This window comes from Allobosea lupini (assembly GCF_900109525.1).
GTDB classification, from domain to species: Bacteria; Pseudomonadota; Alphaproteobacteria; order Rhizobiales; family Beijerinckiaceae; genus Allobosea; species Allobosea lupini.
The window spans coordinates 56,676-83,080 of record NZ_FOAN01000005.1; the positions used below are offsets into that span (position 1 = coordinate 56,676).

Genomic DNA, 26,405 nt, shown 5'->3' on the forward strand with positions numbered 1-26,405 from the left:
AGACATGTCAAGCCCGGATCCCGAACGACCGCGCCGTCAGCGCCTGACCCGCGAGGATCGCCAGCGCCAGCTCATCGAGACCGCCTGGCGGATCGTCGGCGAAGAGGGCACCGACGCCCTGACGCTCGGCCGCCTCGCCGAGCGGGCCGGCGTCGCAAAGCCGGTGGCCTACAGCCACTTCGCTACCCGCAGCGGGCTGTTGATCGCGCTCTATCGCGACTTCGACATCAGGGAATACGCGATCATGGAGGCGGCGCTCGACGGCAGCGAGGCCACCCTCACCGGCAAGGCAGGGGCGATCGCCTCGTCCTATGTCGACTGCGTCCTGACGCAGGGGCGCGAGATCCCCGGCGTCGTCGCGGCCCTCGCCGGCTCGCCCGAGCTCGCCGCGGTGAAGCGCGATTGCGATCTGATCTTCCTCGAGCGTTGCCGCGCTCTGCTGGCGCCCTTCGCCGATGGACGGACGATCCCGACCGCCGGCTTGCGCGCGATGCTCGGCGCCGCGGAGGCGCTGTCGCATGCCGCGGCGACCGGCGAGATCGGCGCCGACGAGGCGAAGCGGGAATTGTTCGAGACGATCACCGCCATGGTCGCGCGCAGCGCGAAGGACTAACGCGACGCCACGGGGTTCCCCACACGCCGCCCACCCTGTAAGTCCGCGGCAACTCCAGTCTCGCAAGCGTCCCGGACATCATGATTCGCCTCGAAAGCATCGGCAAGCAGAACGGCCAGCAGATCATCTTCATCGAGGCCTCGGCAGCGCTGCAGAAGGGCGAGAAGGTCGGCCTTGTCGGCCCCAACGGCGCCGGCAAGACCACCTTGTTCCGGCTGATCACCGGCGAGGACCTGCCCGACGAAGGCCAGGTCAGCGTCGATCGCGGCACCACCATCGGCTATTTCAGCCAGGATGTCGGCGACATGAAGGGCCGCAGCGCCGTTTCCGAGGTGATGGACGGAGCCGGACCTGTCAGCGCCATCGCCGCCGAGCTGAAGGAGCTCGAAACGGCGCTGGGCGATCCCGACCGCGCCGACGAGATGGAGGAGCTGATCACCCGCTACGGCGAGGTGCAGGGCCGCTTCGAGGAGCTTGACGGCTATGCGCTCGACGGCCGCGCCCGCGAGGTGCTCGACGGGCTCGGCTTCAGCCAGGAGATGATGGAGGGCGATGTCGGCGCCCTGTCCGGCGGCTGGAAGATGCGCGTTGCGCTCGCCCGCATCCTGCTGATGCGGCCCGACGTGATGCTGCTCGACGAGCCGAGCAACCATCTCGACATCGAGAGCCTGATCTGGCTGGAGAGCTTCCTCAAGGGCTATGACGGCGCCCTGCTGATGACCTCGCACGACCGCGAGTTCATGAACCGCATCGTCGGCAAGATCGTCGAGATCGATGGTGGCACGCTGACCAGCTATTCCGGCGATTACGAATTCTACCAGCAGCAGCGTGCGCTCGCCGAGAAGCAGCAGCAGGCGCAGTTCGAGCGCCAGCAGGCGATGCTGGCCAAGGAGGTCGCCTTCATCGAGCGCTTCAAGGCCCGCGCCTCGCATGCGGCACAGGTCCAGAGCCGGGTCAAGAAGCTCGACAAGATCGAGCGCGTCGAGCCGCCCAAGCGCCGCCAGACCGTGCAGTTCGAATTCCAGCCAGCGCCGCGTTCCGGCGAGGATGTCGCGACCCTGAAGAACGTGCATGTCCGCTATGGCAACAAGACGATCTATGAGGGGCTCGACTTCCAGGTCCGGCGCAAGGAGCGCTGGTGCGTGATGGGGGTGAACGGCGCCGGCAAGTCGACGCTGCTGAAGCTGGTCGCCGGCGCCACGCAGCCGAACGAAGGCACGGTCGTCGTCGGCGGCACCGTCAAGATGGGCTATTTCGCCCAGCACGCCATGGAGTTGCTCGACGGCGACGAAACCATTTTCGAATCGCTCGAAGGCTCGTTCCCGCAGGCCGGGCAAGGCTCGCTGCGCGCGCTCGCCGGCTGCTTCGGCTTCTCGGGCGACGATGTCGAGAAGCGCTGCCGCTTCCTCTCCGGCGGCGAGAAGGCCCGCCTCGTCATGGCCAAGATGCTTTACGATCCGCCGAACTTCCTGGTGCTCGACGAGCCGACCAACCATTTGGACATCGCCACCAAGGAGATGCTGATCTCGGCGCTGGCGCAATATGAGGGCACCATGCTGTTCGTCAGCCACGACCGCCATTTCCTGGCAGCTCTCTCCAACCGGGTGCTCGAGCTGACCCCGGACGGCGTCCACAATTATGGCGGCGGCTACACCGAATACGTCGCCAGTACCGGCCAGGAGGCGCCGGGCCTGCGGGGGTGAGCGCTGCGGATGCAGGCGCCGTGTTTCCCTAACGAAAGTTGCCCTGATTTACACAAAGCCACTGCCGAAAGGTGCGCCGGAGGCTAAATCCTGTTGGCGTTATCTCGCTGACTGGGTCTATGCTCCAGTCTTCCGGCGACGCGTTCTTTGGTTTGCGCAAGGACAGGCGGCCCCAGCAGCCGGCCTCGACTTGCCTGCGAATGGGGATGGCAGATGGCAGGCGATCTCGATTTACTGATCGGAACCTGGACCGTCCGGGTCAAGGGCTGGGTCTGGGAATATGATTTCCGGCGCGACGGCGGCGTAACCTGGCGCGATCTCGGCAGCATGGAGAGCGGCGTCGGCAATTGGGCCGCCAGCTCCAAGCTGGTCAACATTTGGTGGAAGGGCTCGACCACCCGCGAGAGCTGGCAAAGGCCGCTGACCAGCGGCAACGACCATACCTGGTACGAATCGTCCTATTACCGCGGCAAGTACCGCATCGAGAAGACCGGCTTCACCCCGCCTTCGCCGACCCCGCCATCGGGACCAACCGATGCGACGCTCATCGACGCGGCCTGGGACGCGAGCCGCTCCTCCCTGCGCTTCGCGCTGAACCGGATGCGGCTGCTGCAGCGGCAGATCAAGTATTTCGAGGATTCAGGTGGCAGCGAGGACGCTTTCAACGAGTTACGCCGGAATTATCGGCGCGACATCGCGGTGATCTCGCGCAAGCTGCTGGTGCCGCTGAATGCAATGGACCCGGCCTTCCGCAGCGCGCTGGCAAGTGCCATCAACCTGGTCGAGCAAAACCTCGCCTTGCCGAAAGCGCTCAATGCGGCGCGCGCCGGCGGCAAATGCGGCGATCCCAGGCCGGCCTTCGCCTGGACGACACCGCGCCGCAAGCCACCGGACACCGACCTCTGCACGTCCTGGTTCACCTCGAACGCCGATCTCCAGCGCGACGTCGTCACCCATGAGTATTTCCACACCGTCGGCCTTGGCGACATCAGCGTGAACAACACCACGGATGCGCTCGGCAACGCCAACACCATGGCGCAGGTCGTCGCTTTCCTGCATGACCGCGCCCGGCAGAAGAACTCCGACGGCAACGAGCAGATGATTCCGGCGCTGCCGACGCCTTGAGGGCAGCAGGCTGCTCCTGACGTTGCGAAAACCGCACTGGCACAAGCAAGGGCCAATCATCGTCGTCGGGCGGTGATGGCGCCCTTGCGGCGCTGTCCCGCGTTCCGGCCCAATTCCGCCCTCGCCGCGCCGAAATCCACCGGACAAATCGCGGCTGCTTGATTTGTCGGGGGACTAGAATGATGAAGACCGGACTGGCCGCAGCCTTGATTTTCGCGCCGAGCCTCGCAGGCGCCGCCGAGATCGAACTTGCCTCGAGGATCGACAGTGTCACCGTCTACCCCGACGGGGCGGTCGTGACCCGTCTCGGCAAGGCCTCGCTGCTTGAGGGTGTCTCGCAGATCGTGCTGCGCGGCCTGCCTGCCAGCGTCGATCCCGCGTCGATCCGGGTCGAGGCGCAGGGCGACGGCTCCTTCGCGATCGGCGCGGTCGATGTCCGCCAGGTTCCGGGTGAGGCCCGCCCCGCCCTCGATCAGGTGCTGGAAGGCAAGATCCGAGTATTGCAAGGCGAGAAGGCCAAGCTCGCCGGCGAGATCAGCGCGATCGAGGCCAAGCGCGCCACCATCGAGAATTTCGGCAAGGTCGGCCCGGACAAGCTGGGCGAAGGCGGCAAGGTTCTGCCAGTCAGCGATTGGCCGGCCGTGTTCGACGCGATCGGCACGGCGCTGGTCAAGGTCCAGGGCGAACTGCTCACCCTGCGCAACCGCATCTCGGATCTCGACGCCGAGATCGCCGCGCTGGAGAAGGCGAGGCCCCTCGCACCGCGCGCCGGCCAGCCCAGGCGCGATGTCGCCATCGCCGTCGAGGCCAAGGCGCCCGTCGCGGCCGACATCGCCGTCAGCTACCGCGTCGCCGGCGCGAGCTGGCTGCCGGTCTATGAGGCCCGGCTGACGACCGGCAGCGCCAATGCGGCCGAGATCGCCTTCACCCGCCGCGCCGAATTGCGCCAGCGCACCGGCGAGGACTGGAACGAGGTCGCAGTCGAGCTCTCGACCACACGCTCCGCGCAAGGAACGCGCGCGCCGGAGCTCACCCCCCTGCGCATCGCCTTCTACGAGCCGCCAGTGGTCTATGAAGAACGGGCGCGCCTGCAGAGGCAGGATTCCGAGCGCACTGCCAGGTCGCCTGCCCTGGCGATCGCACCGGCGCCCGTCACACCCGACCAGGCGCTCGGCGCCGCCGAGCCCAAAAAGGCCGAGGTCCAGACCGCCAGCGTCAGCGCCGGCGCCTATCAGGCCAGCTTCAAGGTGCCGGGCCGGATCACCGTCCCGCAGGACGGCTCCAGCAAGGCGGTGGTCCTGACGCAGGGCAAGGTCAAGCCGGAGCTATCCGCTCGCGCCACGCCGGAGCTGGAGGAGAAGGCTTATCTGGAGGCCAGCTTCAATCACGAGGATGAGGCGCCGCTGCTCGCCGGCGAGGTCTATCTCCATCGCGACGGCGCTTATATCGGCAAGGGCCGGCTCGGACAGGTCGCGCCGGGCGACAAGGTCGAGCTCGGCTTCGGCGCCGACGATCGCCTCAAGGTGACGCGCGTGCCGGTGCGCCGGCGCGAGAACGATTCCGGCTGGCTCGGCTCGACCCGGACCGACCAGCGCGAGTTCAAGACGGTGGTGAAGAGCCTGCACGCCCAGCCGGTAAAGCTGACAGTGACCGAGCGCGTGCCCTTCTCCGAGAACAGCGCGATCACGGTCGAGCTTTTATCGCAGAGCACGCCGCCGACCGAGAAACAGGTCGGCGACAAGCGCGGCGTCTCGGCCTGGAGCTTCGAGCTCGCTCCTGGCGCGCAGAAGGAGATCCGCCTCGCCTACCGGATCAAGTATCCCGGCGACCGCGAGGTGATCTTCGACCAGACGCGGCGGTAGCTCCCGTCATTGCGAGCGCAGCGAAGCAATCCAGGGGACGTAGAGCTCTGCCGCTCCTGGATTGCTTCGTCGCTGACGCTCCTCGCAATGACGGTCGGGCGCCTCCCGCCCGGCCTGTCACTCCGCCGCGATCGCCTGCCAGCCCTGGCCGAGTTCCTGCTCGACCAGGCCGACCCAGTAGCGCACGCCGGCCGGGATGATCTCGTCGTTGAAGTCGTAGAGCGGGGTGTGCAGGCCGGCGAAGGAGCCGTCGGCTGCGACGCCGTTGCCGATGCGCATGAAAGCGCCGGGGCAGACCAGCATCATCTCGGCGAAATCCTCGCCGCCGGTCCCGCGCAGCATCTGGCCGTTGACATGCGCGGCCCCGACAGCTGCCGAAGCCGCCGCGACCGCGACCTGGACCTGCTCGGCCGCGTTTACCAGCGGGCTCGTGCCGCGATGGTAATGCGCCTCCGCCTCGCAGCCCCAGGCTTGCGCCGTCGCCGCGGCAAGCTCGGCGATGCGGCGCTCGACCAGATCGCGCACATCCTTCGAATAGGTTCGCGCCGTGCCGCCGATGACGAGTTCGGACGGGATGACGTTCGAGGCGTTCTCGTCGCCGCCATGGATGAAGCCGACGCTGATCACGGCGGTGTCGAGCGGCGCGACATTGCGGCCGATGATGCCCTGCAGCCCCAGCACGAAATGCGCCTGCGCATAGGTGATGTCGGTCGAGCGATGTGGCTGCGAGCCGCCATGGCCACCGACGCCGCGGAAGGTCACCCGCCAGGAATCGGCCGACGCCAGGAAGGGGCCGACCGCCGTCCCGAAATGCGACGCGGGCAGGCCGGGCGTATTGTGCAGGCCGTAGATCGCATCGCAGGGGAAGCGCTCGAACAGCCCGTCGGCCAGCATGGCGTTGGCGCCGCCGCGGCCTTCCTCGGCCGGCTGGAAGATCAGGTTGACCGTGCCGCCGAAATCCCGGTTCTCGGCGAGATAGCGCGCCGCCGCGAGCAGCATGGTGGTGTGGCCGTCATGGCCGCAGGCATGCATCCGGCCGGGGACTGTCGAGGCATGCGGCAGCCCGGTCAGCTCCTCCAGCGCCAGGCAGTCCATATCGGCACGCAGGCCGATGGCGCGCTGTCCCGGCCCATTGCCGCGGATGACCCCGACAACGCCGGTCTTGCCGACGCCCTCGGTGACCTCGACACCCCATTCACGCAGCCTGTCGGCGACGAGCCTTGCGGTGCGATATTCTTCCAGGCCGAGCTCGGGATGCGCGTGGATGTCGCGGCGGATCGCCGTGAACTCGGCGTGATGTTCGCCGAGCCAGTCGTCGAGCTTCGTCATGATCGTATCCCCAGCCTGCGGCGTTCTTTTGCAGGCATGGCTCATGCCACAGCCCGTCGCCATCCTGTTCTTCTCATACGTCCGATCGCCGCCAACTCATTCTGCGAACACGGCAAAACCGCCATGCTCCCAGAGACTGACGAGGGGTGTTCCGGCGGCGAGGGGGCCTGGAAGAGTATTCAGCCCGCCATCGCGACTTCGGCGCCGCGGCCGAGATCGGCCATCCACTGGCGATAGCGCGGCTGCGCCTCGAGCTGATGGGCATAGTGCCGGCGAAGCGCCGCGGTGAGCTTCCCACCGCGCTTCAGCTGCGCATCGGCGAAGCCGATCATCACCGAATTCGGCCAGGCCTGCGGGCGGATCGTGCGCAGGCGGGCGAACAGGGCGTCTTCGCCTTCCTCGGGTTCCACCTGCGCCATCAGCGACAGCATCGCCGCGGTCGAGCGCGAGATGCCCATATGGCAATGCACCAGCAGGTGCCCCTCCTGCCGCTTGATCGCCGACTCGCGCAGTTTCGCGCCGAAGTCGAGAATCTCGGCGACATGGGCCTCGGTCGGATGCACGCGGCCGTCCTGCGGCGTGATGATGTCGTGGAAACGCAGGGTCGTGCGCTCATGCGCCTCATAGGCCACGAAGGATTGCAGTTCCGGCAGGTCGGGATCGAGCAGCGACAGCACATGGCTGACCTTGCGCGTGCTCTGCGCCGGCAATTCCTCGATCCCGCAGATGGTGAGCGTCGAAATGGCGATGGGCAGCATCGGCGTTTGTCCCTGATTTCGAAGGCGCCGGGTTAATCCGCCCCGGCCACCTCCGCAACCGCGATCACAGCAGGGCTGCCCTGCCCGTCAGGGCCTGGCCTCGTAGCGCAGCCACTGGATGCCCCCGCCCAGGGTTGTCGCCGCGGCAAGCGCGAGGTTGCTGCGTACGCCCTCGGCGAAGAGCCGCCCGCCGGCACCGAGCACGACCGGATAGACCATCAGGTTGTAGGCATCGACCAGCCCGGCGCGCTGCAGACCATGGACGAGCTTCAGGCTGCCATAGACCAGGATGTCGCCGCCGGGCGCTTGCTTCAGAGCTGCGATGGCGGCAAGCGCATCGCCTGCCAGGATCGCCGTGCCCTGCCATTCGGCGTTCGTCAGCGTCGTCGAGGCGACATGCTTCGGCAAGGCATTGATCTGGTCCGCGAACGGGCTGTCGGTCACATGCGGCCAGACCGCGGCAAAGGCGTCGTAGGTCCGGCGGCCGAGCAGCAGGGAACCCGCGGCGTCGAGCTCCTCCTGCTTCAGCCGCTCGCCTTCCGGCCCGCGCGAGAACGGCCCGGTCCAGTCGCCGAGGCCGGAATTCTCCATGCCGACCGGATCCTCGATGACACCGTCGAGCGAGATGTACTGGGTGACGACGAGCTTGCGCATGCTGCTTCTCCAGCGGTTTTCGAAGCAGTGCTGCACCGCCCCTTCTGCCAATGCGTCGAACCGGAAGCAGCGGAATCGACAGCATGCGCAAAAATTCTTTCCCCGGCTTTGCCGCCGTCAGCCTTGACCTCGCCATTCTCTTGGACGAAGAGGGCTTGCAAGGACCTCACCCGAAACCCCGGCCTTGCGCCGGGGTTTTTATTCGTGCGGACGCTTGCGCCAGCGCGCTTTCCGTTCGGCCGGTCCGGCCGAACGACCGGAATTCGCGCTGACTCGATAGGTCAGCAAAGAGGGAATCTCCTCCATGGCGAACGTGGTCGTGGTCGGCGCCCAGTGGGGCGACGAGGGCAAGGGCAAGATCGTCGACTGGCTGTCGAGCCAGGCCGATGTGGTGGTGCGCTTCCAGGGCGGCCATAACGCCGGCCATACCCTCGTCATCGACGGCACCGTCTACAAGCTCTCGCTGCTGCCTTCGGGCATCGTGCGCCCCGGCAAGCTCTCGGTGATCGGCAACGGCGTCGTCGTCGATCCCTGGCACCTGGTCGAGGAGATCGCCCGGCTGCGCACGCAGGGCGTCGCGATCAGCCCCGAGAACCTGCGCATCGCCGACAACGCCACGCTGATCCTGCCGCTGCACCGCGAGCTCGACCATTTCCGCGAGACCTCGAACTCGGCGCTGAAGATCGGCACCACCAAGCGCGGCATCGGCCCGGCCTATGAGGACAAGGCCGGCCGCCGCGCCATCCGCGTCATCGACCTCAAGGACGAGACTGTCCTGAAGGCCAAGATCGAGCGCCTGCTCGCCCATCACAACGCGCTGCGCCGCGGCCTCGGCATCGACGAAGTCGACGGTGTCGAGCTGCTGAAGCAGCTGACCGAGATCGCGCCGCAGGTGCTGCCTTACGCCGACACGGTCTGGGCTCTGCTCGACGCCGAGCGCCGCGCCGGCAAGCGCATCCTGTTCGAGGGCGCACAGGGCGCCCTGCTCGACGTCGACCACGGCACCTATCCCTTCGTGACATCCTCCAACATCGTCGCCGGCCAGGCCGCGACCGGCTCCGGCCTCGGCCCTTCCGCAGTCGGCTATGTGCTGGGCATCGCCAAGGCCTATACCACACGCGTCGGCGAAGGCCCGTTCCCGACCGAGCTCTTCGACGAGATCGGCGAATTGATCGGCCAGAAGGGCAAGGAATTCGGCGTTGTCACCGGCAGGAAGCGCCGCTGCGGCTGGTTCGATGCCTGCCTGGTGCGCCAGACGGTCAAGACTTCCGGCATCGACGGCATCGCTCTGACCAAGCTCGACATCCTCGACGGCTTCAAGGAGATCAAGGTCTGCACCGCCTACAGGCTCGACGGCGAGATCCTCGAGCACCTGCCGGCCGGCCAGCGCGACCAGGCAAGGGTCGAACCGATCTACGAGGTAATCGAGGGCTGGGAGGGCTCGACCGCCGGCGCTCGCTCCTGGGCAGAATTGCCGGCGCAGGCGATCAAATATGTACGCCGTATCGAGGAGCTGATCGGCGCCTCCGTCTCGGTGCTGTCGACCAGCCCCGAGCGCGACGATACGATCCTGGTCCAGAACCCGTTCGAGGGTTGACGGGCCAAACCAACCCGGACATGTGAGGCCAATGGCCGATTTCCACCCCATTCTGGCGCGTGCGATCGCCGGACTGACCGACAAGTCTCCGGAAGCACGCCGCGCGGTCTATGATCGCGCGCGCACGGCGCTGCTCGCGCAATTGCGCAGCCTCGACCCGCCGCTTTCCGAAGCCGACATCACCCGCGAGCGACTCTCGCTCGATGAGGCCGTGTCGCGCATCGAAGCCGAGATCGCCCTCGCCGAGGCGATCGAGCCGAGCCTGCCACCGCTCCTGCTGGACGAGCCGCCGGCGGCTGCCGCGACACCGCCTGCGCGACCGGAACCGAAGCCGCGCCCCGCGGTATCGCAGGAACCGCCGAGCTTCGACGAGCAGGCGGCCGCTCGTGACGAAGCCCAGCCGATCCGCCCACGCGTCGCGCCGCCGCGCAAGCGCAGCGTCAACCCTGGCCATGTCCGCACGGCCATCGTCGGTGGCGGTGTTGCGCTCGCCGTCGCGGTGATCGCCGGCGCAGCCTATTACGTCAACAAGGTCGCCCCGCAGGACCAGCAGGTCCGCCCGCGCGTCGAAACCCAGGCTCCCCCGGCGCAGCAGGATCAGGCCGGCAAGATCAGCGAGCGCGCCGGCGGCGAGACTGCCCCGACGCCGAGCCAGCCTTCCGGCCAGCGCCCGAACCAGCAGGCCGGCGCCCAGCCCGGCAGCGACATCGCCGTCGCCCAGCGCGCCATCCTCTATATCGAGGTCCCAGAGACCCCGCAGCAACCGCGCACCGTTCAGGGCCGCGTGCTCTGGCGGCTCGACAGCGACACGGCCGGTCCCGGCCGACCGGTCGAGACGATCGTGCGCGCCACCATCGAAATCGCCGATGCCGGGCTCTCCCTCGACTTCACCATCCGGCGCAACACCGATAGTGCCTTCCCCGCCTCGCACATCATCGGCATGCGCTTCACCACCTCCGGCGAAGCGGCGAACGACGCGATCCGCGAAGTCGGCGTGCCGCAGTTCAAGCTCGAGGAGGGCGAGCGCGGCGCGCCGCTCTCCGCGATCTCCTCGGCGCTGGGCGAGAACCTGTTCGTGGCGGCCCTCTCGAACGTTCCAGTCGAGTCCGAGCGCAATCTCGACCTGCTGCGCAACCGCAACTGGATCGACCTGCCGGTCCGCTTCAACTCCGGCCGGCGCGCCATCATCACCTTCGAGAAGGGCGGCGCCGGCAACCAGACGATCGGCGATGCGCTGAACCGCTGGCAGGGCTGAGGCGAACAGGACCTCAGCGCGCCTGCCGCGTTGCAAGCTGCCGCATGACCTCGGCCATCACGGGATCCTTGCCGGCGGCATAGTCGGCAAAGCGCGGCGCAATGGTCACGGTCGGCCGGAGATCGCCTGCCGGCACGCCGTAGATGTAGTTCAGCAGGAAGCAGGTCGTGATCTGCGACAGGCTGCAGCCGTGTTCCCAATCATGGAAAGCGGTGGTGTAGCGCAGCGCCAGCTTCGCGTTCGGCAGCACGGTACCTCCACCTTCGCCCCAGAATTGCGAGCGGTCGCCCATCGCCTCTCCCATGATGATGGCGCGCTGTCCGGCGAAATGTCTCAGCCGCGCCGCCGTGCTGATCGCCGCGGAGAATGTGTGTGCGCCGGTCAGGATGAAGAGCCTGCCGGACGCAGGCAGAAGCTCCGGCAGCCGGCGCGTGAAATCGGCCGTCAATGTGTAGTTGCCGCCGGGATTGAACCGCAGATCGACGATGGCATTGCGAATGGGCTTCTTCGCCGCTTCGTCGAGCATTTCGGAGAGATAGGCGGATAAGCCGACCGGTCCCTGATCGCTCACACGGTTGATCTGGACATAGAGCAGGTCATCGGCCGGAAAATCGTGCCAGTAGTTCGCGTCGAGATGCGTGAGATAGGTCGGCAAGACGACACCGTCGAGCACATGTCGCCATCCGCTCGACCGCCCCGGCGGGCTCAGATTGTCGCTCGGCCACACGAAGCGATCGTGAGGCGGGCGAGTGGCCGCCTTGGCGACGAGCTCGACCGAACCAACGGCCCCATCCGCAAAACGCATTTCGAAGCTGCTGCCCTCAGCCGTCGCGGCAAGACCGGCCGCATGGAGCAGCTCCGGCGAGATCAGGAGGTTCGGCACGAACTCCCGGGCGAGATTTGCCGGCCCTCCAACATAGGGACGCAGCGCCTCGACCAGTGCAGCGAGCGGGCGTCCGTCGACGCCGAGCACTTGCCCGCCGAGAAGACGCTGCCTGTCCTCGTCGGTCGCGATCACGAACAGCCCGTCGGCGAACCAGTCGAGGCGGATCGGCACGGCGTTGAAACCGCGATCGCCCGCCAGCCCGAGCACATTGGTATGGCCGTTGTCGGCAAGAGCCACGGCCTTGGCCGCAGCCATCGCCAGGCCTGCCCGGTCGAGCTCGCCGGCGCGCGGCTCGATTGCGGCGACCGCCTGCCCGAACGCCGCACGGCTCTGCGCCGTGAAGCTGCGCTCGACCTCCGGCAGGCGGCGCAGATGGGCGAGGTCCTGGAGGTTCCTGTCGCGTTGCGTGGCAGCGGCGGGGACATCCGCTTTCGGATAAGGCTTCAGCGTCGGATAGAGGATGAGGCCGAGCGGGACCGTGGCGAGGGCAAGCAACGCTGCTGCGACCGCAAGCAGCCGGACCACACGTCGGCGCCACGATCGCATGGGGTTCTGATCGCCTCGTCGCATAGGCCCGACCAATCTCGCGGAAGTCCGCCTCACCTTTACAGGAGAATGGCGCTTGCCCCGTCGCAATGAGTATACAGGCGGCAGCGTCAAAGGCTGTCCTCTACCGTCCTGCAAGGCAGGGACGGAAGACCTCACTCTTGATCGGCTGCCACACCCAGTTGCTCGGCGGCTGCGCGTAACCGGCGATCCCTGGTCCAGAGCAAGGCATCGGCAAGACGCGCGGAAGCAAGGAGGTGGACATCGACATGGCCAATGCCGAGTCCGTAGAGTCGCTCATCCTCGATCAGGGCCATGACCTCTTCATGGAGAGCGACTGGAGCCTGCGGTAAGGCGTTCAGGATCGCGATCACATTGTCTCGCCGGGCCAACGAGCCGAGCGCAATCTCCGCGACAACGAATGAATGAACGAGCACTTGGCCCTCGGCGAGGAGCTCGATCAGCCGCGGTTCGCCATGTCGAAGATGATCGATCCAGACCGAGGTATCGAGCAGGATCATACCGTCGGCGGGCGCCTGCGCGGTGCCGGGGTGGCTTTCGGATCGGAGCCGCCCAGTTTGATCGCCCGCCGTGCCGCCTCGCGCTGGATCAAGGCGGCAAGCGCTTCCTTCAGCAGAACCGAACGCTCGGTTATGCCGGTGTAGGCCTGGGCCTTCTCGACGAGCTCGGGATCCAGGGTCACGGTGGTGCGCATGGCCTTCTCCGTCGGCGCATCAAATCTAGCATCAGATGATGCGCAAAGCCATGCGTGGCAACAGAGCTCGGCTCAGCCCCCCGACACCTTCTGGTAGTCCTTCACATCGGAGAAGACGATCTCGGGCGCGCGCTCGGCGTCGTATTTCAGGGTGAACTGCGACGAGGCCATGAAGACCGGGTCGCCGTCGAGATCATCCGCCATCGAGGACGGCTTGGCCGCCGTGAACTTCTGCAGCGCGACCTTGTCCTCGCTGGAAATCCAGCGCGCAATCGAAAACTGGCAGGGTTCGAAATCCACGGGGAGCGAATACTCCGCCTCCATGCGCTCCTTGAGCACGTCGAGCTGCAGCGCCCCGACGACGCCGACGATGGCGGGCGCACCGTCATGCGGCAGGAAGAGCTGGACCACGCCCTCCTCCGCCATCTGCTGCAGCGCTTCGCGCAGCTTCTTCGCTTTCATCGCGTCCTTGAGCTTGACCCGGCGCAGGATTTCCGGGGCGAAGCTCGGCACGCCGCGGAAGACGATGTCCTCGCCCTCGGTCAACGTATCGCCGATGCGCAGCGTGCCATGGTTCGGCAGACCGACGATGTCGCCGGCGAAGGCCTCCTCGGCGATCGAGCGGTCGCGTGCGAAGAAGAATTGCGGCGCGTTCAGCGGCAGCGGCTTGCCGGTGCGCACCAGCTTCGCCTTCATGCCGCGCGAGAGCTTGCCCGAGCAGATCCGCATGAAGGCGATGCGGTCGCGATGGTTCGGGTCCATGTTTGCCTGGATCTTGAACACGAAGCCGGTCATCTTCGGCTCGCCCGCCTCGATCAGCCGCTTGTCGGCCGATTGCGCCCGCGGGCTCGGCGCCAGGCGCCCCAGCGCGTCGATCAGGTCGCGCACGCCATAGTCGCGCAGCGCCGCGCCGAAATAGACCGGGGTCAGATGGCCCTCGCGGAAAGCCTCGAGGTCGAAGGGCTTGCAGCCCTCGCGCGCCAGGAAGACCTCCTCGCGGAAGGTGTCGGCAGCGCCATGGGGCAGCAGCTCGTCGAAGAGCTTGTCGTCCTCGCCGTCGACCTTCTGGCCGGCATCGCTCTCGTCGCCCTTCTGGTTGCGGCGCAGCGTGTTGGAGGCGAGGTCGAGCGTGCCGACGAACTCGCGCCCGCGCCCGACCGGCCAGGTCATCGGCGCCACGTCGAGCGCCAGCGTCGTCTCGATCTCGTTGAGCAGGTCGAAGGGATCGCGCGTCTCGCGATCGACCTTGTTGATGAAGGTGACGATCGGGATATCGCGGAGGCGGCAGACCTCGAACAGCTTCTTGGTGCGCGCCTCGATGCCCTTGGCGGCGTCGATCACCATCACGGCACTGTCGACCGCAGTGAGGGTCCGATAGGTGTCTTCCGAGAAGTCCTCGTGGCCGGGCGTGTCGAGCAGGTTGAAGACGTGCCCGTCATATTCGAAGGTCATCACCGAGGTGACGACCGAGATGCCGCGCTGGCGCTCGATCTTCATCCAGTCCGAGGACGTCTGGCGCCGGCCGGCCTTGGCCCGCACTTCGCCGGCGAGCTGGATGGCGCCGCCGAAATAGAGCAGCTTCTCGGTCAGCGTGGTCTTGCCCGCGTCCGGGTGCGAGATGATGGCGAAGGTCCGCCGGCGCGCATGGGGCGCCGCGGCAGCCGCCGCGTTGTCGATGGTCGAAAGATCGGTCATGGCGTGGTCAAGACAGGATGCCGCCCCTCCTGTCAATCGGGCGACGCATGATCGCGGCACCTCGCTCCGCCGGCACATCGCCCAGGCTCCCAACGCAAATTTAACCAAACCATGCCCTTATGGGCGATGGGTTCCCCGCTGCGCACCGAGAGAAAGCCGCGGCCTGCCGTTTCGCGAAACAGATGGCCACCCTGCGCACCATCTCGAGCCAGATACTTGCCGCGATAGCACTTCTCGTCATCGCCGCCGCCCTCGCCATCGGCCTCGGCGTCCATAGCCTCAGCCGCTATGCCACGATGACCAACGAGATGCAGTCGGTCACGCATCGCTCTGCCATCGCCGAGCGGATCAATGGGCTGGTGAACGCCGTCGTCATGGAATCGCGCGGCATTTACATGAGCGAGGGCGCCATAGGAGCAGAGCGTTTCGCCCCACCGCTCCTGCAAGGCCTCACCGAGATCGAACTGCTGATGGCCGAATGGAAGCCGCTGATCGAGGCGCAGGAACGGGCTGACTTCGAACTCCTCGAAGCGCGTGTCCGGGAATTCATCCAGTTCCGTCGTGAGATCGTTCGGCTCGGGCGCCAGGGCGCCACGATGGCGGCGCGTGCAGCCGGAAACGACGACGCCAATCGCGACAATCGCAAAGCGCTCAATGAGACGTTGAAGCGCATTGCCGGCAGCTATGACAGCCGCAGCGCCGCGCTCGATGCCAGGCTCGAAGCGATGCAGCGCGACAGCGTCAACCTGCAGATCGGCGTCGGCGTTCTTTCGATCGTCGTCGGCCTCGGCCTCGCGCTCCTCGTCGTGCATCGCCGTGTTTCGCATCCGCTGCGCAGGCTTGCGACGACGATGCATAGCTTGGCGGCAGCCGAACTCGTCCCGAATGTCCCGCTCGTGCACCGCCAGGACGAGATCGGCGCCATGGCTCGCTCGGTCGAGGTCTTCCGCGAAAATGCTCAGGCTCGAGAAGCTCTCGAGGTTGCAGCCGCTCGAGAGGACGCCGGGCGCACGGCGCGCCAGCAGCGGATCGCCGAGATCGTTGCGGCCTTCGATGCGCGCCTCGCCGACGCGCTGGAGACGGTCGAGACCGGCGCCCACACGCTGGAGGGTGCGGCAAGAGCGGTGAGCGAGATCGCCAGCGCCCGCACCATGCAGATCGACGGGGCGCAGAACGCCTCGCAGGATGCCTCCGACCGGGTCCAGCATGTCGCCGTCGCGGCTGAGGAACTGTCCAACTCGATCGCCGAGATCGCCGACCGTGTGACGCGTGCGAGCACCATAGTCAGCAGTGCTGCGCGGGACGCCCAGGGAGTGAGCCGGCGCGTCGATGGTCTCGCACAGGCCTCCGAACGCATCGTCAGCGTCATCGACCTGATCCGCGACATCGCCGAGCAAACCAATCTCCTCGCGCTCAACGCGACGATCGAGGCTGCCCGCGCCGGCGAGACCGGGCGCGGCTTTGCCGTCGTCGCCGCCGAGGTCAAGACCCTGGCGAGCCGGACAGCCGAGGCGACGAACGGTATCGCCAGCCAGATCGAGGCCTTCCGGGGCGAGGCCCGGGATGCCGTCGCAGCGATCGGCGCCATCGCCGCGACGATCACGGACGTCTCGCAGCACACCGGCGCCATCGCCGCCGCGACCGAGCAGCAGAAGAGCACGACCTCGGAAATCGCCCGCAACGCCCAGGCGACCGCGGACGGGGCCGCGACCGCGGCGCTGGCGCTGGGCAGCCTTGCCGCAGCCTCCGGCGAGGCGACGAGCGCCGCCTCGGATACGCTGCGCACCGCCGAGAACCTGGCGCGCGAGGCGGAGGCGCTGCGCGGCGCCGTCGCGACCTTCTTCAGCCAGATCAAGGCAGCCTGACGCGGCTGCCGGATCGTCAGTTCTTAAGCCGGTAGCCGGTCTTGAAGATCCAGGCGATCACGGCGATGCAGGCGGCGAGGAAAACCAGCGTCATGGCGAGGCTGACCGCGATCCCGACATCGGCCGTGCCGTTGAAGCTCCAGCGGAAGCCGCTGATCAGATAGACGACCGGATTGACCAGCGTCACCGCCCGCCAGAACGGCGGCAGCATGTCGATCGAGTAGAACGAGCCGCCTAGGAAGGTCAGCGGCGTGATGACGAGCAGCGGAATCGCCTGCAGCTTCTCGAAGCCATCCGCCCAGACGCCGATGATGAAGCCGAACAGGCTGAAGGTCGTAGCCGTCAGGATCAGGAAGAGCAGCATCCAGACGGGATGGGCGATCTTCAGCGGCACGAACAGGAAGGCGGTGGCGAGGATGAGCAGACCGAGCACGACCGACTTCGTCGCCGCCGCCGCCACATAGGCGAAGACCGCCTCCCACCAGGCGATCGGCGCGGAGAGCAGTTCGAAGATCGTACCGACGAACTTCGGGAAATAGATCGCGAAGGAGGCGTTGGCGATGCTCTGCGTCAGCAGCGAGAGCATGATCAGGCCGGGCACGATGAAGGCGCCATAGGGCACGCCGTCGATCGCCTGCATATGTGAGCCGATCGCCGCGCCGAAAACGACAAAATAGAGCGAGGTCGAGATCACCGGCGAGAGCACGCTCTGCAGCGGCGTGCGCCAGGTGCGGGCCATCTCGAAGCGGTAGATCGCCTTGATCGCGTGGAAATTGACGCTCATGCGTTCGCCCTCAGAAGGCCGACGAAGATGTCCTCGAGCGACGACTGACTGGTGCGCAGGTCGCTGAAGCGGATGCCGGCCTCGGCCAGGTCCTTCATCAAGGCGGTGATGCCGGTGCGCTCGGCCTTGGTGTCGTAGGTGTAGACGAGCTCAGCCCCCTCGGCCTGCAGCGCGAGCCCGTAGCGGGAGAGCGCTGCCGGCACCGCCGCGAGCGGCGCCTGGAGGTGCAAGGTGAGCTGCTTCTGGCCGAGCTTGCGCATCAGCTCGGCCTTGTCCTCGACCAGGATGATCTCGCCCTTGCTGATCACGCCCACACGGTCGGCCATCTCCTCGGCCTCCTCGATGTAATGCGTGGTCAGGATGATGGTGACGCCGTCGTCGCGCAGGCGCCGCACCAGCTTCCACATGTCCTGTCTGAGCTCGACATCGACGCCGGCGGTCGGCTCGTCGAGGAAGAGGATCTGCGGCTCGTGCGCCAGCGCCTTGGCGATCAGCACGCGCCGCTTCATGCCGCCCGACAGCGTCATGATCTTGCTGTCGCGCTTCTCCCAGAGCGAGAGGTCGCGCAGCACCTGCTCGACGATGGCCGGGTTCTTCGGCTTGCCGAACAGGCCGCGGCTGAACGAGACCGTCGCCCAGACCGTCTCGAAGGCATCGGTGGTCAGCTCCTGCGGCACGAGGCCGATCCGGCTGCGCGCAGCACGATAGTCGCGGATGATGTCGTGGCCGTCGGCGAGGACCGTCCCGGTGCTAGGCCGGACGATGCCGCAGATGATGCTGATCAGCGTCGTCTTGCCCGCGCCGTTCGGCCCGAGCAGGGCGAAAATCTCGCCGCGCTTGATGTCGAGATCGACGGTCTTCAGCGCCTGGAAGCCCGAAGCATAGGTCTTCGACAGGCCGGATATCTGGATGATCGGTTGCATGGGCGAACGCTATACTCGCAGCACGGCAGAGGGGGATAGCGGAATGCTGCCGTTTCGCCCTGCCGGCACGACATCCCGCGAAACAAGAATGGCCGGGCAAGCCCGGCCATAGCAAGTCCTTCTACCAGATCCTGTCAGCGCATGAAGAACCAGAGCAGGATGATGATCGGGATCGGAACGCCCACCAGCCACAGAATGATCGAACGCATCGACGCTACCCCCTTGATTGCCATCGGATCAGGATGACGGGACAACGTCGCGGACAGGCCGGCGGTTCCACCGCCCGCCATCGATCTCATTTGTAGGCGATGCTGTCGATGATCGCCGACATCGCCGCGTCATGCGTCCTATGGCCCTCGAGCGAGGCCCAATAGGTCATCATGATGATCTTGCCGCTCGCCACGTTCGGATTGATCGCGATGTAGCGGATCAGCGACTCGCCATCCTTGCTCTTGGCCTTGAGCTCGGTGAACGACCACGCCTTGCCTTTCACCTCCTGCTTCACCGTGTCGGAGGCGCCGGTGATGGTGACGCCTTCCTTCTCGAAATAGACGTTGTGCTCTTTCTGCAGCGTGTCGAGCTCGGCGGGCGCCACCAGCTCGAACCAGAGATAGATCTCCTCGTCCGGCGTCCTGATCTCGACGCCGCGCTTGATCTTCGCCGTGGTCCAGGCGTCCGGCACGGTGACGACCGCGATCGGATCGGCATCGGTGATCTGCAGCGCCCCGGCAACGGCCGGCGAGCCGCTGAAGCCGGCGAGCGCCAAGGCCAGCGCACAGACGATCTTCCGCAACATGAATGTCCTCCCCCGGGATCGGCCGGGTCCCGCGCCCGTGCGCGCGCCGTGATCCGCCGGGCGCGAGGGTGTGCCACAGCCCGCGGCGATGACAAGGCTGGGTAGCCGCAATTCAGGCGAGTTCGGCAGCGCTCGGATGCCAGAGAAGTTGATAGCCGTTCACAAGCGCGGCCAGAGATGTCGGCGGGGTGACGACGGCGACCGAACCGGACGGACGCGGCCGGCGCGCGACATAACCTGAGGGCGACCAGAGCAGGGTCTTGTCGCCGCGCACGGCCAGGAACTCGCCCTCGGGCATGGCGATCATCGCGCCATCCGGCAGGCTTTCCGCCGCCAGCCGATGCAGGCGCTTCCCGCGGCCCGTCCGGCGCTCGCGATCGAGCCGCTCGTCAATCGCAGGGAAGAGCGGCACTTCGGGAAGCCCGAGTCCTGCGACCAGCGCGGCCCGGTAGGCATGCGCATCGCTGCGTCGGCATTCGACGCAGGGACGGTGCCCTGCGGCGAGCGCAGTCACCTCGTCGCAGAAGAACAGCTCGGTGTAGTAGCGGCCCCAGACATCACGCTGCCGGCCCTTGAAGGAAAGCACGCAGCAGATCCATTGCTTCGTCGCGAACAGCCGCGTCGGCAATGCCTTCGTCGCCGGATCATGGAACTTGCCGCCGCGATTGCCGAACAGGAGGCCCCGCGCCGGATCGGCGAAGAGCGAGCCATCGGGGCGAACGCGATTGGGCAGTGGCATGGGGCGAGCCTATGAAGCGGTGACGCCCGATCATGTCACCAGCCCACTGGCCTTGCGACACCGTGCCGGACTCGCAGCTCATCATGCTTTCCGGCAAGCTCCCTGAGCGGAAGAAGCCGAAGGGCGCACGCAAAGGGGCAGGACAGCATGGACGGGATCACCGAAAACGGCACGCCGCCGCTGGTCGCACATCCGTCGCGCGGCGCCATCCTCGGCGAGATCCACGCCCGCCCCTTCGCCCCGCTTTCGACCCCGCAGCGGCTCCTGCACTTCGCCTTCATGACCGACCAGGCGCAGGCCGCCGCAGATCGCGAGGCCCTCGCCCGCTTCTGCGCCGAGCGTGGCGTGGCCGGCCCGGCGGAGGGGGCCAAGCATCACCGCACCAGGCTCGGCGAAACAAGCCTTCGCTGGGAGCAGCACAGCGAGTTCACCACCTATACTTGGGAACTGTCCTCCCCCGGTTCGGCGCCCTTCCTGCCGGCGACCACCATCCTGCCGCACGGCATGCATGCGTTGCCCCAGCCGGGGCCGCACCTGGCGTCGATCGACCTGCATCTGCTGCCGGAACGGGCGGCGTCCGAGCTTGACGCGGTGTTCGATGCGGCCAGCCTCGCCGCGTCGCTGGTCGATGGCGAGGCGGCGATCGCCGCGACCGATTTCCGCGCCGGCGCCGACGGCTTCGTGCGCATCCTCGTGCTCGACCGGGCCTTGACCCCGGCCAAGGCCGGCGCACTGGCGCAGCGGCTGCTCGAGGTCGAGACCTATCGCGTGCTTGCCCTGCTCGGCCTGCCGGAGGCCCACCGCCTCGCCCCCTCAGTGCGCCGCACCGAAGAGGTGCTGGTGCGCATTGCCGGCACGATGACGCTGACCGATGGGCTCGCCGCCGACAATGCCCTGCTCGACGAGATGACCGCGATCGCCGCGACGATGGAATCGGAAGCCGCGTCCTCGAATTACCGTTTCGGCGCCAGCCGCGCCTATGACAGCATCGTCGGCCAGCGCCTGGAAGCGATCGACGAGGCGCCTTATGGCGGCTGGCCGACCCTTGCCGCCTTCCTGTCGCGGCGCATGGCCCCGGCGATGCGCACCTGCCAGATGCTGCAGCAGCGCCAGCTCGACCTGTCGCGCCGGCTCGCCCGCGCCGCCAACCTGCTGCGCACGCGCGTCGACGTCGCGCTCGAACAGCAGAACCGCGACCTGCTTTCGGCGATGAACGACCGCACCCGGCTGCAATTGCGGCTGCAACAAACTGTCGAGGGGCTCTCGGTCGCGGCGATCGGCTACTACGTCGTCAGCCTGTTCGGCTATCTCGCCAAGGGCGCCAAGGATGCCGGCTACCTGCCGATCGATGTCGGCATCGCGACCGCGCTGTTCGTGCCTGTCGCGATCCTCGGCGTCTGGCTGATGGTCCGCCGCATCCGGCACGGCCACCGCGACGGCTAGAGCATGTTCCGCAAAAGTGGACACCACTTTTGCGATGAGAACATGCTCAACTTTTTGGTCTTGCGCGAATTCTTTTCGTTCGACCTATCCCGGTCGAACGGAAAGCGCGCTAGCGCTGCACGATGACCTTGGTGCCCGGCCTGACGCGGTCATAGAGATCCGTCACGTCGCGATTGGTCATCCTGATACAGCCGGACGAGACCGCGGCGCCGATCGTGTCGGGCTCGTTCGAGCCATGGATGCGGTAGAGGCTCGAGCCCAGATAGATCGCCCGCGCGCCGAGCGGGTTCTCCATCCCGCCTTCCATGTAGCGCGGCAGGTCGGGCCGGCGCTTCAGCATCGCGGCAGGCGGGCGCCAATCCGGCCATTCGCGCTTGCGCGTGACGGTCTTGGTGCCCGACCAGCTGAAGCCCTGCCGGCCGACGCCGACGCCATAGCGGATCGCCTGCCCTTGCCCGAGCACGTAGTAGAGCCGCCTCTGGCTGGTCGAGACCACGACCGTGCCGGGCGCCTGCTTGCCGCTCCAGGGCACGACCTGGCGCGGCACCGGCTGTTCGCTGAAAATGTTGAGGAAGTCCGCAACCCCGCGGCTGAACGCGTTCGAATAGGCGAAGGCCGGTGCGCAGAAAGCGAGACTGGTGACGATAAGAAAAATGGCGCGCAGCATGATGATCCCTGCAACGCCCCCCGCCGGGATTTAACCGGAAGAGGCAAAGCAGGGTCAACCCCGGATCACCCCCGCAGGCCGGCGGTGATCGAGCCGCGATAGGACAGCGCCGCCGGAATGAGCGCCGCCAGCGAGCCGAGCAGCAGGATCAGCCCGACCTGGGCGAGCTCCGCGGACCCCAGCGCGAAGGAGAGCCGCAGGCCCGTCTGCGCCTCGAACAGGCCGGAGACTGCAAGCGTAGCGGCGGCGCCAAGCCCCAAGCCGACAAGGCAACCGGCCGCGACCAGCCCGGCCATGCCGATCCAGACCACCAGCAGCACGTAGGCCGGCGGCGCCCCGAGCGCGCGCAGCACAGCATAACGCCGCCGCCTCAATCCCGTCACCGCGACGAGCAGCAGGAAGATCGCCGCCAAGATCAGCACGGCGTTGAGCACGGAGGCGACGCTGAGCACCTGCCCGACATCGCCGAGCGTGCGATAGAGCCCGACCAGCACCTCGGCCGGAAAGAAGGCCATGGTGCCGCCCTGACGATAGCGCGCTCTGAGCGCATAGGCGTCGGCAACCGCCTTCGGCTTCACCACCAGCGCCGGCACGCCGGGAATGCGCTGGCCGTCGAAGGGCGGGCCGAGCGCGGCGCCCTCGCCGGCATGGCCGTTGCCGAGCCCATGCACCTCCCAGACGCTCTCGACCGGCACCAGGATCGCCCGGTCGAAGGGTGAGCCCAGTCGCGGCAGGCGGCCGACCGCGACATAGGCATGGCCCTCATGGCGATGGCTCGCCTCTTCCGCGTCGGCGACTCCGCGCCTCGGCCAATGCCCGGCGATGGCATGCGAGGGCTCGATCTTGTCGCCGAGCCCGTAGGTGACGTCGGCGCCGAGCACGGCCTCGCCCTCGCGGGAGAACAGCCGGCCTTCGCTCGGTTGCACGCGCCCCCAGCGGCCGGCGAATGCGAGCGTGGTGCCGATCACCGGATGGCCGCGGGCGATGTCGCCGAAGGCGAGCGGCGCCACTGCAGCGACACGCGGGTCGCGAACGAGTTCGTTGAGCAGGCGCCCATCGACCAATGGCAGCGCCTCCGGCTGGAGATAGATCGCCGACATCACGAGTTGGGTCTGGCTGCCGGGTGCGCCGATCAACAGGTCGAAATCATCAGCGGCGCGGGCCGAGGCCTGGCGCAGCGCCCGCTCCTGCGCACCGATGGCGACGCCGATCGCCACCGCCAGCGCGACCAGCGCCACGATCGCCGCCGCCGTCCAGCGCAACGCCCTGAGGTCGGCGATGATCATCGGCAGCGGGTTCACGCCGCCGCCTTCAGTTGGAACGGGCCATCGCCAATCATCCCGACCTGCTGCATCCGCGCCAGCAGCACAGGATCATGCGAGGCGCAGAGCAGTGTCGCGCCGCTTTCTTTGGCGACCTCGACCAGCAGGGATCCAACCTCCGCCGCATGCACCGGATCGAGGCTTGCCGTCGGCTCGTCGGCCAGGATCAGGGCCGGCGCATTGAACAGGGCCCGCGCGATCGCGACACGCTGCTGCTCGCCGCGCGAGAGTACGGCGGCGCGCCGGCGCAGATCAGTCAGCCCCATACGCCCGGCGAGAGTGGTGGCACGCGCTTCCTGCTCGCTCGTCTGCCGCCAGCCCGAGAAACTCGCGGGCAGAGTGATGTTGGCGAGCACGTCGAGCTCGGGCACGAGATGAAAATCCTGGAAGACGAAGCCGACCGTGTCGCGCCGCCAGCGATCGCGCGCCGCACCGGGCATCGTGGAGACCACGAGATCGCCCCAGCTGATGCTGCCGGCATCGGGCAGGAAGAACCCGGCAGCGAGATGCAGCAGCGAGGTCTTGCCGGAGCCGGACGGGCCGCGCAGGCCGATCAGCGCACCGGGCGGCACCACGAAATCAGAAACGTCGAGCACCCGGAAGAGCCGTCCGTCGCCATCGCGATGATCGACCTGGATGCCGGAGAAATGCAGCGGCCGCACCCCGCCGCCTTGCCGCTCAGACACTGTGGAAGCCGGCATCGACCAGCCTGATCTGGCTGACGAAGCCGGTCTCGGCATCGGTCGAGGAGCCGATCTCGAGCCGGCCGCTGACCGCGACCTTCTGGCCGGCGCTGACCATCGGCGTCGCGGCGCGCATGAACACGACGACGATGTCGACCGGCCAGTCGGCGTCCGACTGGCAGAACGGGCAGATGGCGAGCGGCTCGCGCGTCAGCACGAAGAAATGGCTCTCCGGCTTCAGCGGCGGCGCCATGTAGCCGATCATCCTGACCGGCTTGCCGCGCAGAAAGGTCGCCCGATCGGAGAACTGGAAGCCGAGCACGCCGAAGGATTTGTAGAGCCCGTCGAAGGTCAGCGTCTCCGCCTCGGCGGCAAGCGCAGGCAGCGAAACGGGCAACGCCGCAAGCCCCGTGAGGAGCCCGCGGCGGGACAGCGCCCTGAGCAGGTGCGGCCGATGCGGGATCATGCGCCTGCTCCAGCTCTAGCTCACTTGCCGCCGAGGGCCAGCGCCTCCGCCATGACGCGGAAGACGAAGACGTTCGGCTTGTGGCCGCGGAAGCGCTCGGCGCCCGGGCCCATCGCGGTGAGCAGCACGTCATCGCCGGAATGGACGCCGGAATTGGCGTCGAAGGGCAGGTTGCCCTGCTTGCGGGTGGCGAGCGGCGAGGCGCAGTCCTTCTCGTTGGCGACATTGGTCTTGCCATCCGGGCCCTTCACGGCCGGGACGCGCTCGCCATCGAGATAGGGCCGGCCGGTGTCGCAGGTGTCCGGATAGCTGCCGAAGGCGACGGCGAGACGGCGCGAGGTATCGACCTTGGTCGGGTAGCCGTCGGCATCGCGCGGGCCGTAGTTCGGCGGCAGCGACTCGTTGTAGGTGCCGAGCTTGTCGCGCAGCAGCTGGCCCGGGCGATCGTCGTCATAGGTGCCGATGATCGAGATCGGATGGGCGTGGTCCGGCACGACGATGATCAGCGTGTCGTTGCGGTCGCCGGCGAACTCCTTGGCGACCTTTACGGCGTTGTCGAGCATGATCGTGTCGAAGACCGCGCGTTCCCAGTCGAGCGAGTGGCTGTACTTGTCGATGCGGGCCGATTCCACCATCAGGAAGAAGCCGTCCTCAGCGCCCTTCAGCATCTCGATCGCGGCCTTGGTCTGCTCGACCACGTCGGGCTGATCCGGAAATTTCGAGATCGAACCCTTCTTGGCGAGGCGCAGGTCGAAGGCACCGTCGATGTTCGAGGTGTTGTAGAGGCCGAGCAGCTTCTTGGCGCCGCCGGCGACCGCGGCATTCATCTCGGTCTTGGTGGTGGCGAGCGAGTAGCCCGCGTCCTTGAACTTGGCGATGAAGTCGAGATCGTCGGTGCGCTTGGTGCCGGGGGTCGACTTCGGCAGGAAGTTCGGCGAGCCGCCGCCCATGATCACGTCGGGCTGCACGTCGAAGAACATCTTGACGATGTCGTTGTAGTCCGAGCGGCGGCGGGTATGGGCGACCATCGCGGCCGGGGTCGCATCCTCGATCTCGGCATTGGTGACGACGCCGATCGCCATGCCCGAGCGCTTGCGCTTGATCACCTCGGAGATGGTTTCGACCTTGGGATGGTCGAGCGTCAGCGCGTTCTTGGCGCAGTAGATGCCGAGCGCGTTGACGCAGGATTTGTGGCCGGTGGTGTAGGCGCTGGCGGAGTTGGCGCTGTCGGTGACGATCGAGTCGGTGCCCGAGGTCGAGATCAGGGCCATGTGCGGCATGTCGTCGATGGCGAGCTCGCCGCCATAGAGGCCCTGCTCCCAGCCCTTAGACAGGATACGGGCGGCGGTGCGATGCGCGACCGACATGCCGTCGCCGACGAAGAGGATGACGTTCTTGGCCTTGCGCTCGGGCGTCGCATAGACGGTCCAGTTGACGCTCGCCCTCTCGCTGCCCTGCGTCGCCTCGATGACGTACTGGCCGGCCGGCAGCTGCGCGCCGCGCAGCCAGAGAGCCGAATGCTTTTGGCCTTCCTCGCTCTGGACGAACTGGGCCTCGCGGCCGAAGGCCTCGTTTACCGGCTTGCCGTTGATCGTGACCTTGACGTCGGCCGAGGCCGGTGCGTTCGGGAACTCGACCTTGAAGTCGAAGCGCGAGCCCTCGAGGATCTCGGCGCGGTTGAGCGGATAGATGGTCTGCGCCGTCGCCGGCGCCACGCTGGCGAGCATCGCCGCCGCTATCAGCAAAGTTCGCTTCTGCATGATCTTCTCCGCCCCAATGCATCCGGTGGCCGGTCGGTTAGGCGCGCGAGATGACACTATGATTACTTTGCTCCGGCCAAATTGTTATACTATAACAACTTGCGATCATCGAGATCGGGCGGCCGGAATGCCTGCGCATAGCGCCTAGGCACCCGCCCCTTCATCGTCGCGCGCGAGACATGGTCCGAAAAGCAAGAGCAGGCGGAGCCATTCGCACCC

Annotated in this window: 25 protein-coding genes; 8 read left to right on the plus strand and 17 right to left on the minus strand. The window is 67.1% G+C overall.

What is annotated here, in order from left to right:
* Window positions 1-4 precede the first annotated feature (4 nt).
* The 4 genes from BMZ21_RS15650 (at window position 5) to BMZ21_RS15665 (ending at window position 5,303) form a co-directional block, all read left to right on the plus strand.
* Entirely contained in the window at window positions 5-613 is a 609-nt protein-coding gene (locus tag BMZ21_RS15650) for a TetR/AcrR family transcriptional regulator (RefSeq protein ID WP_091836197.1), read from the plus strand.
* A gap of 80 nt (window positions 614-693) precedes the next feature.
* The gene (locus BMZ21_RS15655) at window positions 694-2,316 is read left to right on the plus strand and encodes an ABC-F family ATP-binding cassette domain-containing protein (RefSeq protein WP_091836199.1); all 1,623 of its coding nucleotides are present in this window, start codon (window positions 694-696) and stop codon (window positions 2,314-2,316) included.
* 213 nt (window positions 2,317-2,529) lie between these two features.
* Window positions 2,530-3,441 carry a hypothetical protein gene (locus tag BMZ21_RS15660; RefSeq protein ID WP_091836201.1) on the plus strand — a complete coding sequence of 304 codons (912 nt, stop codon included), beginning with the start codon at window positions 2,530-2,532 and terminating at the stop codon, window positions 3,439-3,441.
* 182 nt (window positions 3,442-3,623) lie between these two features.
* Window positions 3,624-5,303, plus strand: a complete 1,680-nt coding sequence (locus BMZ21_RS15665) for a mucoidy inhibitor MuiA family protein (RefSeq protein WP_167561648.1) — start codon at window positions 3,624-3,626, stop codon at window positions 5,301-5,303.
* Window positions 5,304-5,420: 117 nt separating this feature from the next.
* On the opposite strand, the gene BMZ21_RS15670 is transcribed toward BMZ21_RS15665, so the two are convergent.
* The 3 genes from BMZ21_RS15670 to BMZ21_RS15680 form a co-directional block, all read right to left on the minus strand.
* Window positions 5,421-6,632 carry an amidohydrolase gene (locus BMZ21_RS15670; RefSeq protein ID WP_091836206.1) on the minus strand — a complete coding sequence of 404 codons (1,212 nt, stop codon included), beginning with the start codon at window positions 6,630-6,632 and terminating at the stop codon, window positions 5,421-5,423.
* 179 nt (window positions 6,633-6,811) lie between these two features.
* Window positions 6,812-7,390: a tyrosine phosphatase family protein gene (locus tag BMZ21_RS15675; RefSeq protein ID WP_091836208.1), complete on the minus strand. Its 579-nt coding sequence runs from the start codon at window positions 7,388-7,390 to the stop codon at window positions 6,812-6,814.
* An 87-nt stretch (window positions 7,391-7,477) separates the two neighbouring features.
* Window positions 7,478-8,044 (minus strand): dihydrofolate reductase family protein, encoded by a 567-nt coding sequence (locus BMZ21_RS15680; protein WP_091836210.1) that lies wholly within the window; start codon window positions 8,042-8,044, stop codon window positions 7,478-7,480.
* Window positions 8,045-8,348: 304 nt separating this feature from the next.
* Between BMZ21_RS15680 and BMZ21_RS15685 the strand changes: the two genes are divergently transcribed.
* Entirely contained in the window at window positions 8,349-9,641 is a 1,293-nt protein-coding gene (locus tag BMZ21_RS15685) for an adenylosuccinate synthase (protein WP_091836212.1), read from the plus strand.
* 31 nt (window positions 9,642-9,672) lie between these two features.
* Entirely contained in the window at window positions 9,673-10,896 is a 1,224-nt protein-coding gene (locus BMZ21_RS15690; RefSeq protein WP_091836214.1) for a serine/threonine-protein kinase, read from the plus strand.
* Between the two features lie 13 nt (window positions 10,897-10,909).
* On the opposite strand, the gene BMZ21_RS15695 is transcribed toward BMZ21_RS15690, so the two are convergent.
* The 4 genes from BMZ21_RS15695 to BMZ21_RS15710 form a co-directional block, all read right to left on the minus strand.
* Entirely contained in the window at window positions 10,910-12,307 is a 1,398-nt protein-coding gene (locus BMZ21_RS15695) for a S41 family peptidase (protein ID WP_091836216.1), read from the minus strand.
* 176 nt (window positions 12,308-12,483) lie between these two features.
* Window positions 12,484-12,849, minus strand: a complete 366-nt coding sequence (locus BMZ21_RS15700; protein ID WP_091836218.1) for a type II toxin-antitoxin system VapC family toxin — start codon at window positions 12,847-12,849, stop codon at window positions 12,484-12,486.
* A complete protein-coding gene (locus BMZ21_RS15705) occupies window positions 12,846-13,043 on the minus strand; it encodes a type II toxin-antitoxin system VapB family antitoxin (protein WP_091836220.1) in 198 nt (65 codons plus the stop codon). The genes BMZ21_RS15700 and BMZ21_RS15705 overlap by 4 nt, the downstream gene beginning before the upstream one ends.
* Before the next feature lie 72 nt (window positions 13,044-13,115).
* On the minus strand, window positions 13,116-14,738 hold the full coding sequence (locus BMZ21_RS15710) for a peptide chain release factor 3 (protein ID WP_091836222.1): 1,623 nt from the start codon (window positions 14,736-14,738) through the stop codon (window positions 13,116-13,118).
* A gap of 182 nt (window positions 14,739-14,920) precedes the next feature.
* Between BMZ21_RS15710 and BMZ21_RS15715 the strand changes: the two genes are divergently transcribed.
* Window positions 14,921-16,603, plus strand: a complete 1,683-nt coding sequence (locus BMZ21_RS15715; protein WP_167561649.1) for a methyl-accepting chemotaxis protein — start codon at window positions 14,921-14,923, stop codon at window positions 16,601-16,603.
* A 16-nt stretch (window positions 16,604-16,619) separates the two neighbouring features.
* Here the strand turns inward: BMZ21_RS15715 and BMZ21_RS15720 are convergent, their stop codons facing one another.
* The 5 genes from BMZ21_RS15720 to BMZ21_RS15735 all read right to left on the minus strand — a co-directional run bounded on the left by BMZ21_RS15720 (window position 16,620) and on the right by BMZ21_RS15735 (window position 19,845).
* Window positions 16,620-17,387, minus strand: coding sequence for an ABC transporter permease (locus tag BMZ21_RS15720; protein WP_091836227.1), 768 nt, complete (start codon window positions 17,385-17,387; stop codon window positions 16,620-16,622).
* Complete coding sequence (locus tag BMZ21_RS15725; RefSeq protein ID WP_091836229.1) at window positions 17,384-18,310, minus strand: ABC transporter ATP-binding protein; 927 nt, start codon at window positions 18,308-18,310, stop codon at window positions 17,384-17,386. The genes BMZ21_RS15720 and BMZ21_RS15725 overlap by 4 nt, the downstream gene beginning before the upstream one ends.
* Before the next feature lie 134 nt (window positions 18,311-18,444).
* The gene (locus BMZ21_RS30380) at window positions 18,445-18,600 is read right to left on the minus strand and encodes a hypothetical protein (protein ID WP_167561642.1); all 156 of its coding nucleotides are present in this window, start codon (window positions 18,598-18,600) and stop codon (window positions 18,445-18,447) included.
* 5 nt (window positions 18,601-18,605) lie between these two features.
* The gene (locus tag BMZ21_RS15730; RefSeq protein WP_091836231.1) at window positions 18,606-19,106 is read right to left on the minus strand and encodes a hypothetical protein; all 501 of its coding nucleotides are present in this window, start codon (window positions 19,104-19,106) and stop codon (window positions 18,606-18,608) included.
* Window positions 19,107-19,218: 112 nt separating this feature from the next.
* On the minus strand, window positions 19,219-19,845 hold the full coding sequence (locus BMZ21_RS15735; RefSeq protein WP_091836233.1) for a hypothetical protein: 627 nt from the start codon (window positions 19,843-19,845) through the stop codon (window positions 19,219-19,221).
* Between the two features lie 147 nt (window positions 19,846-19,992).
* Here BMZ21_RS15735 and BMZ21_RS15740 point away from each other — a divergent pair, with 147 nt between their 5' ends.
* On the plus strand, window positions 19,993-21,288 hold the full coding sequence (locus BMZ21_RS15740) for a DUF3422 family protein (RefSeq protein WP_091836235.1): 1,296 nt from the start codon (window positions 19,993-19,995) through the stop codon (window positions 21,286-21,288).
* A gap of 109 nt (window positions 21,289-21,397) precedes the next feature.
* On the opposite strand, the gene BMZ21_RS15745 is transcribed toward BMZ21_RS15740, so the two are convergent.
* The 5 genes from BMZ21_RS15745 to BMZ21_RS15765 form a co-directional block, all read right to left on the minus strand.
* The gene (locus tag BMZ21_RS15745; protein ID WP_091836237.1) at window positions 21,398-21,955 is read right to left on the minus strand and encodes a L,D-transpeptidase; all 558 of its coding nucleotides are present in this window, start codon (window positions 21,953-21,955) and stop codon (window positions 21,398-21,400) included.
* Between the two features lie 65 nt (window positions 21,956-22,020).
* Window positions 22,021-23,256, minus strand: a complete 1,236-nt coding sequence (locus tag BMZ21_RS15750) for an FtsX-like permease family protein (RefSeq protein WP_208862294.1) — start codon at window positions 23,254-23,256, stop codon at window positions 22,021-22,023.
* Window positions 23,253-23,978 (minus strand): ABC transporter ATP-binding protein, encoded by a 726-nt coding sequence (locus tag BMZ21_RS15755; protein ID WP_091836239.1) that lies wholly within the window; start codon window positions 23,976-23,978, stop codon window positions 23,253-23,255. Before BMZ21_RS15755 ends, BMZ21_RS15750 begins: the two co-directional genes overlap by 4 nt.
* A complete protein-coding gene (locus BMZ21_RS15760) occupies window positions 23,956-24,426 on the minus strand; it encodes a hypothetical protein (RefSeq protein WP_091836241.1) in 471 nt (156 codons plus the stop codon). Before BMZ21_RS15760 ends, BMZ21_RS15755 begins: the two co-directional genes overlap by 23 nt.
* A 20-nt stretch (window positions 24,427-24,446) precedes the next feature.
* Window positions 24,447-26,186 carry an alkaline phosphatase gene (locus tag BMZ21_RS15765; protein WP_091836243.1) on the minus strand — a complete coding sequence of 580 codons (1,740 nt, stop codon included), beginning with the start codon at window positions 26,184-26,186 and terminating at the stop codon, window positions 24,447-24,449.
* Between the last annotated feature and the right edge of the window lie 219 nt (window positions 26,187-26,405).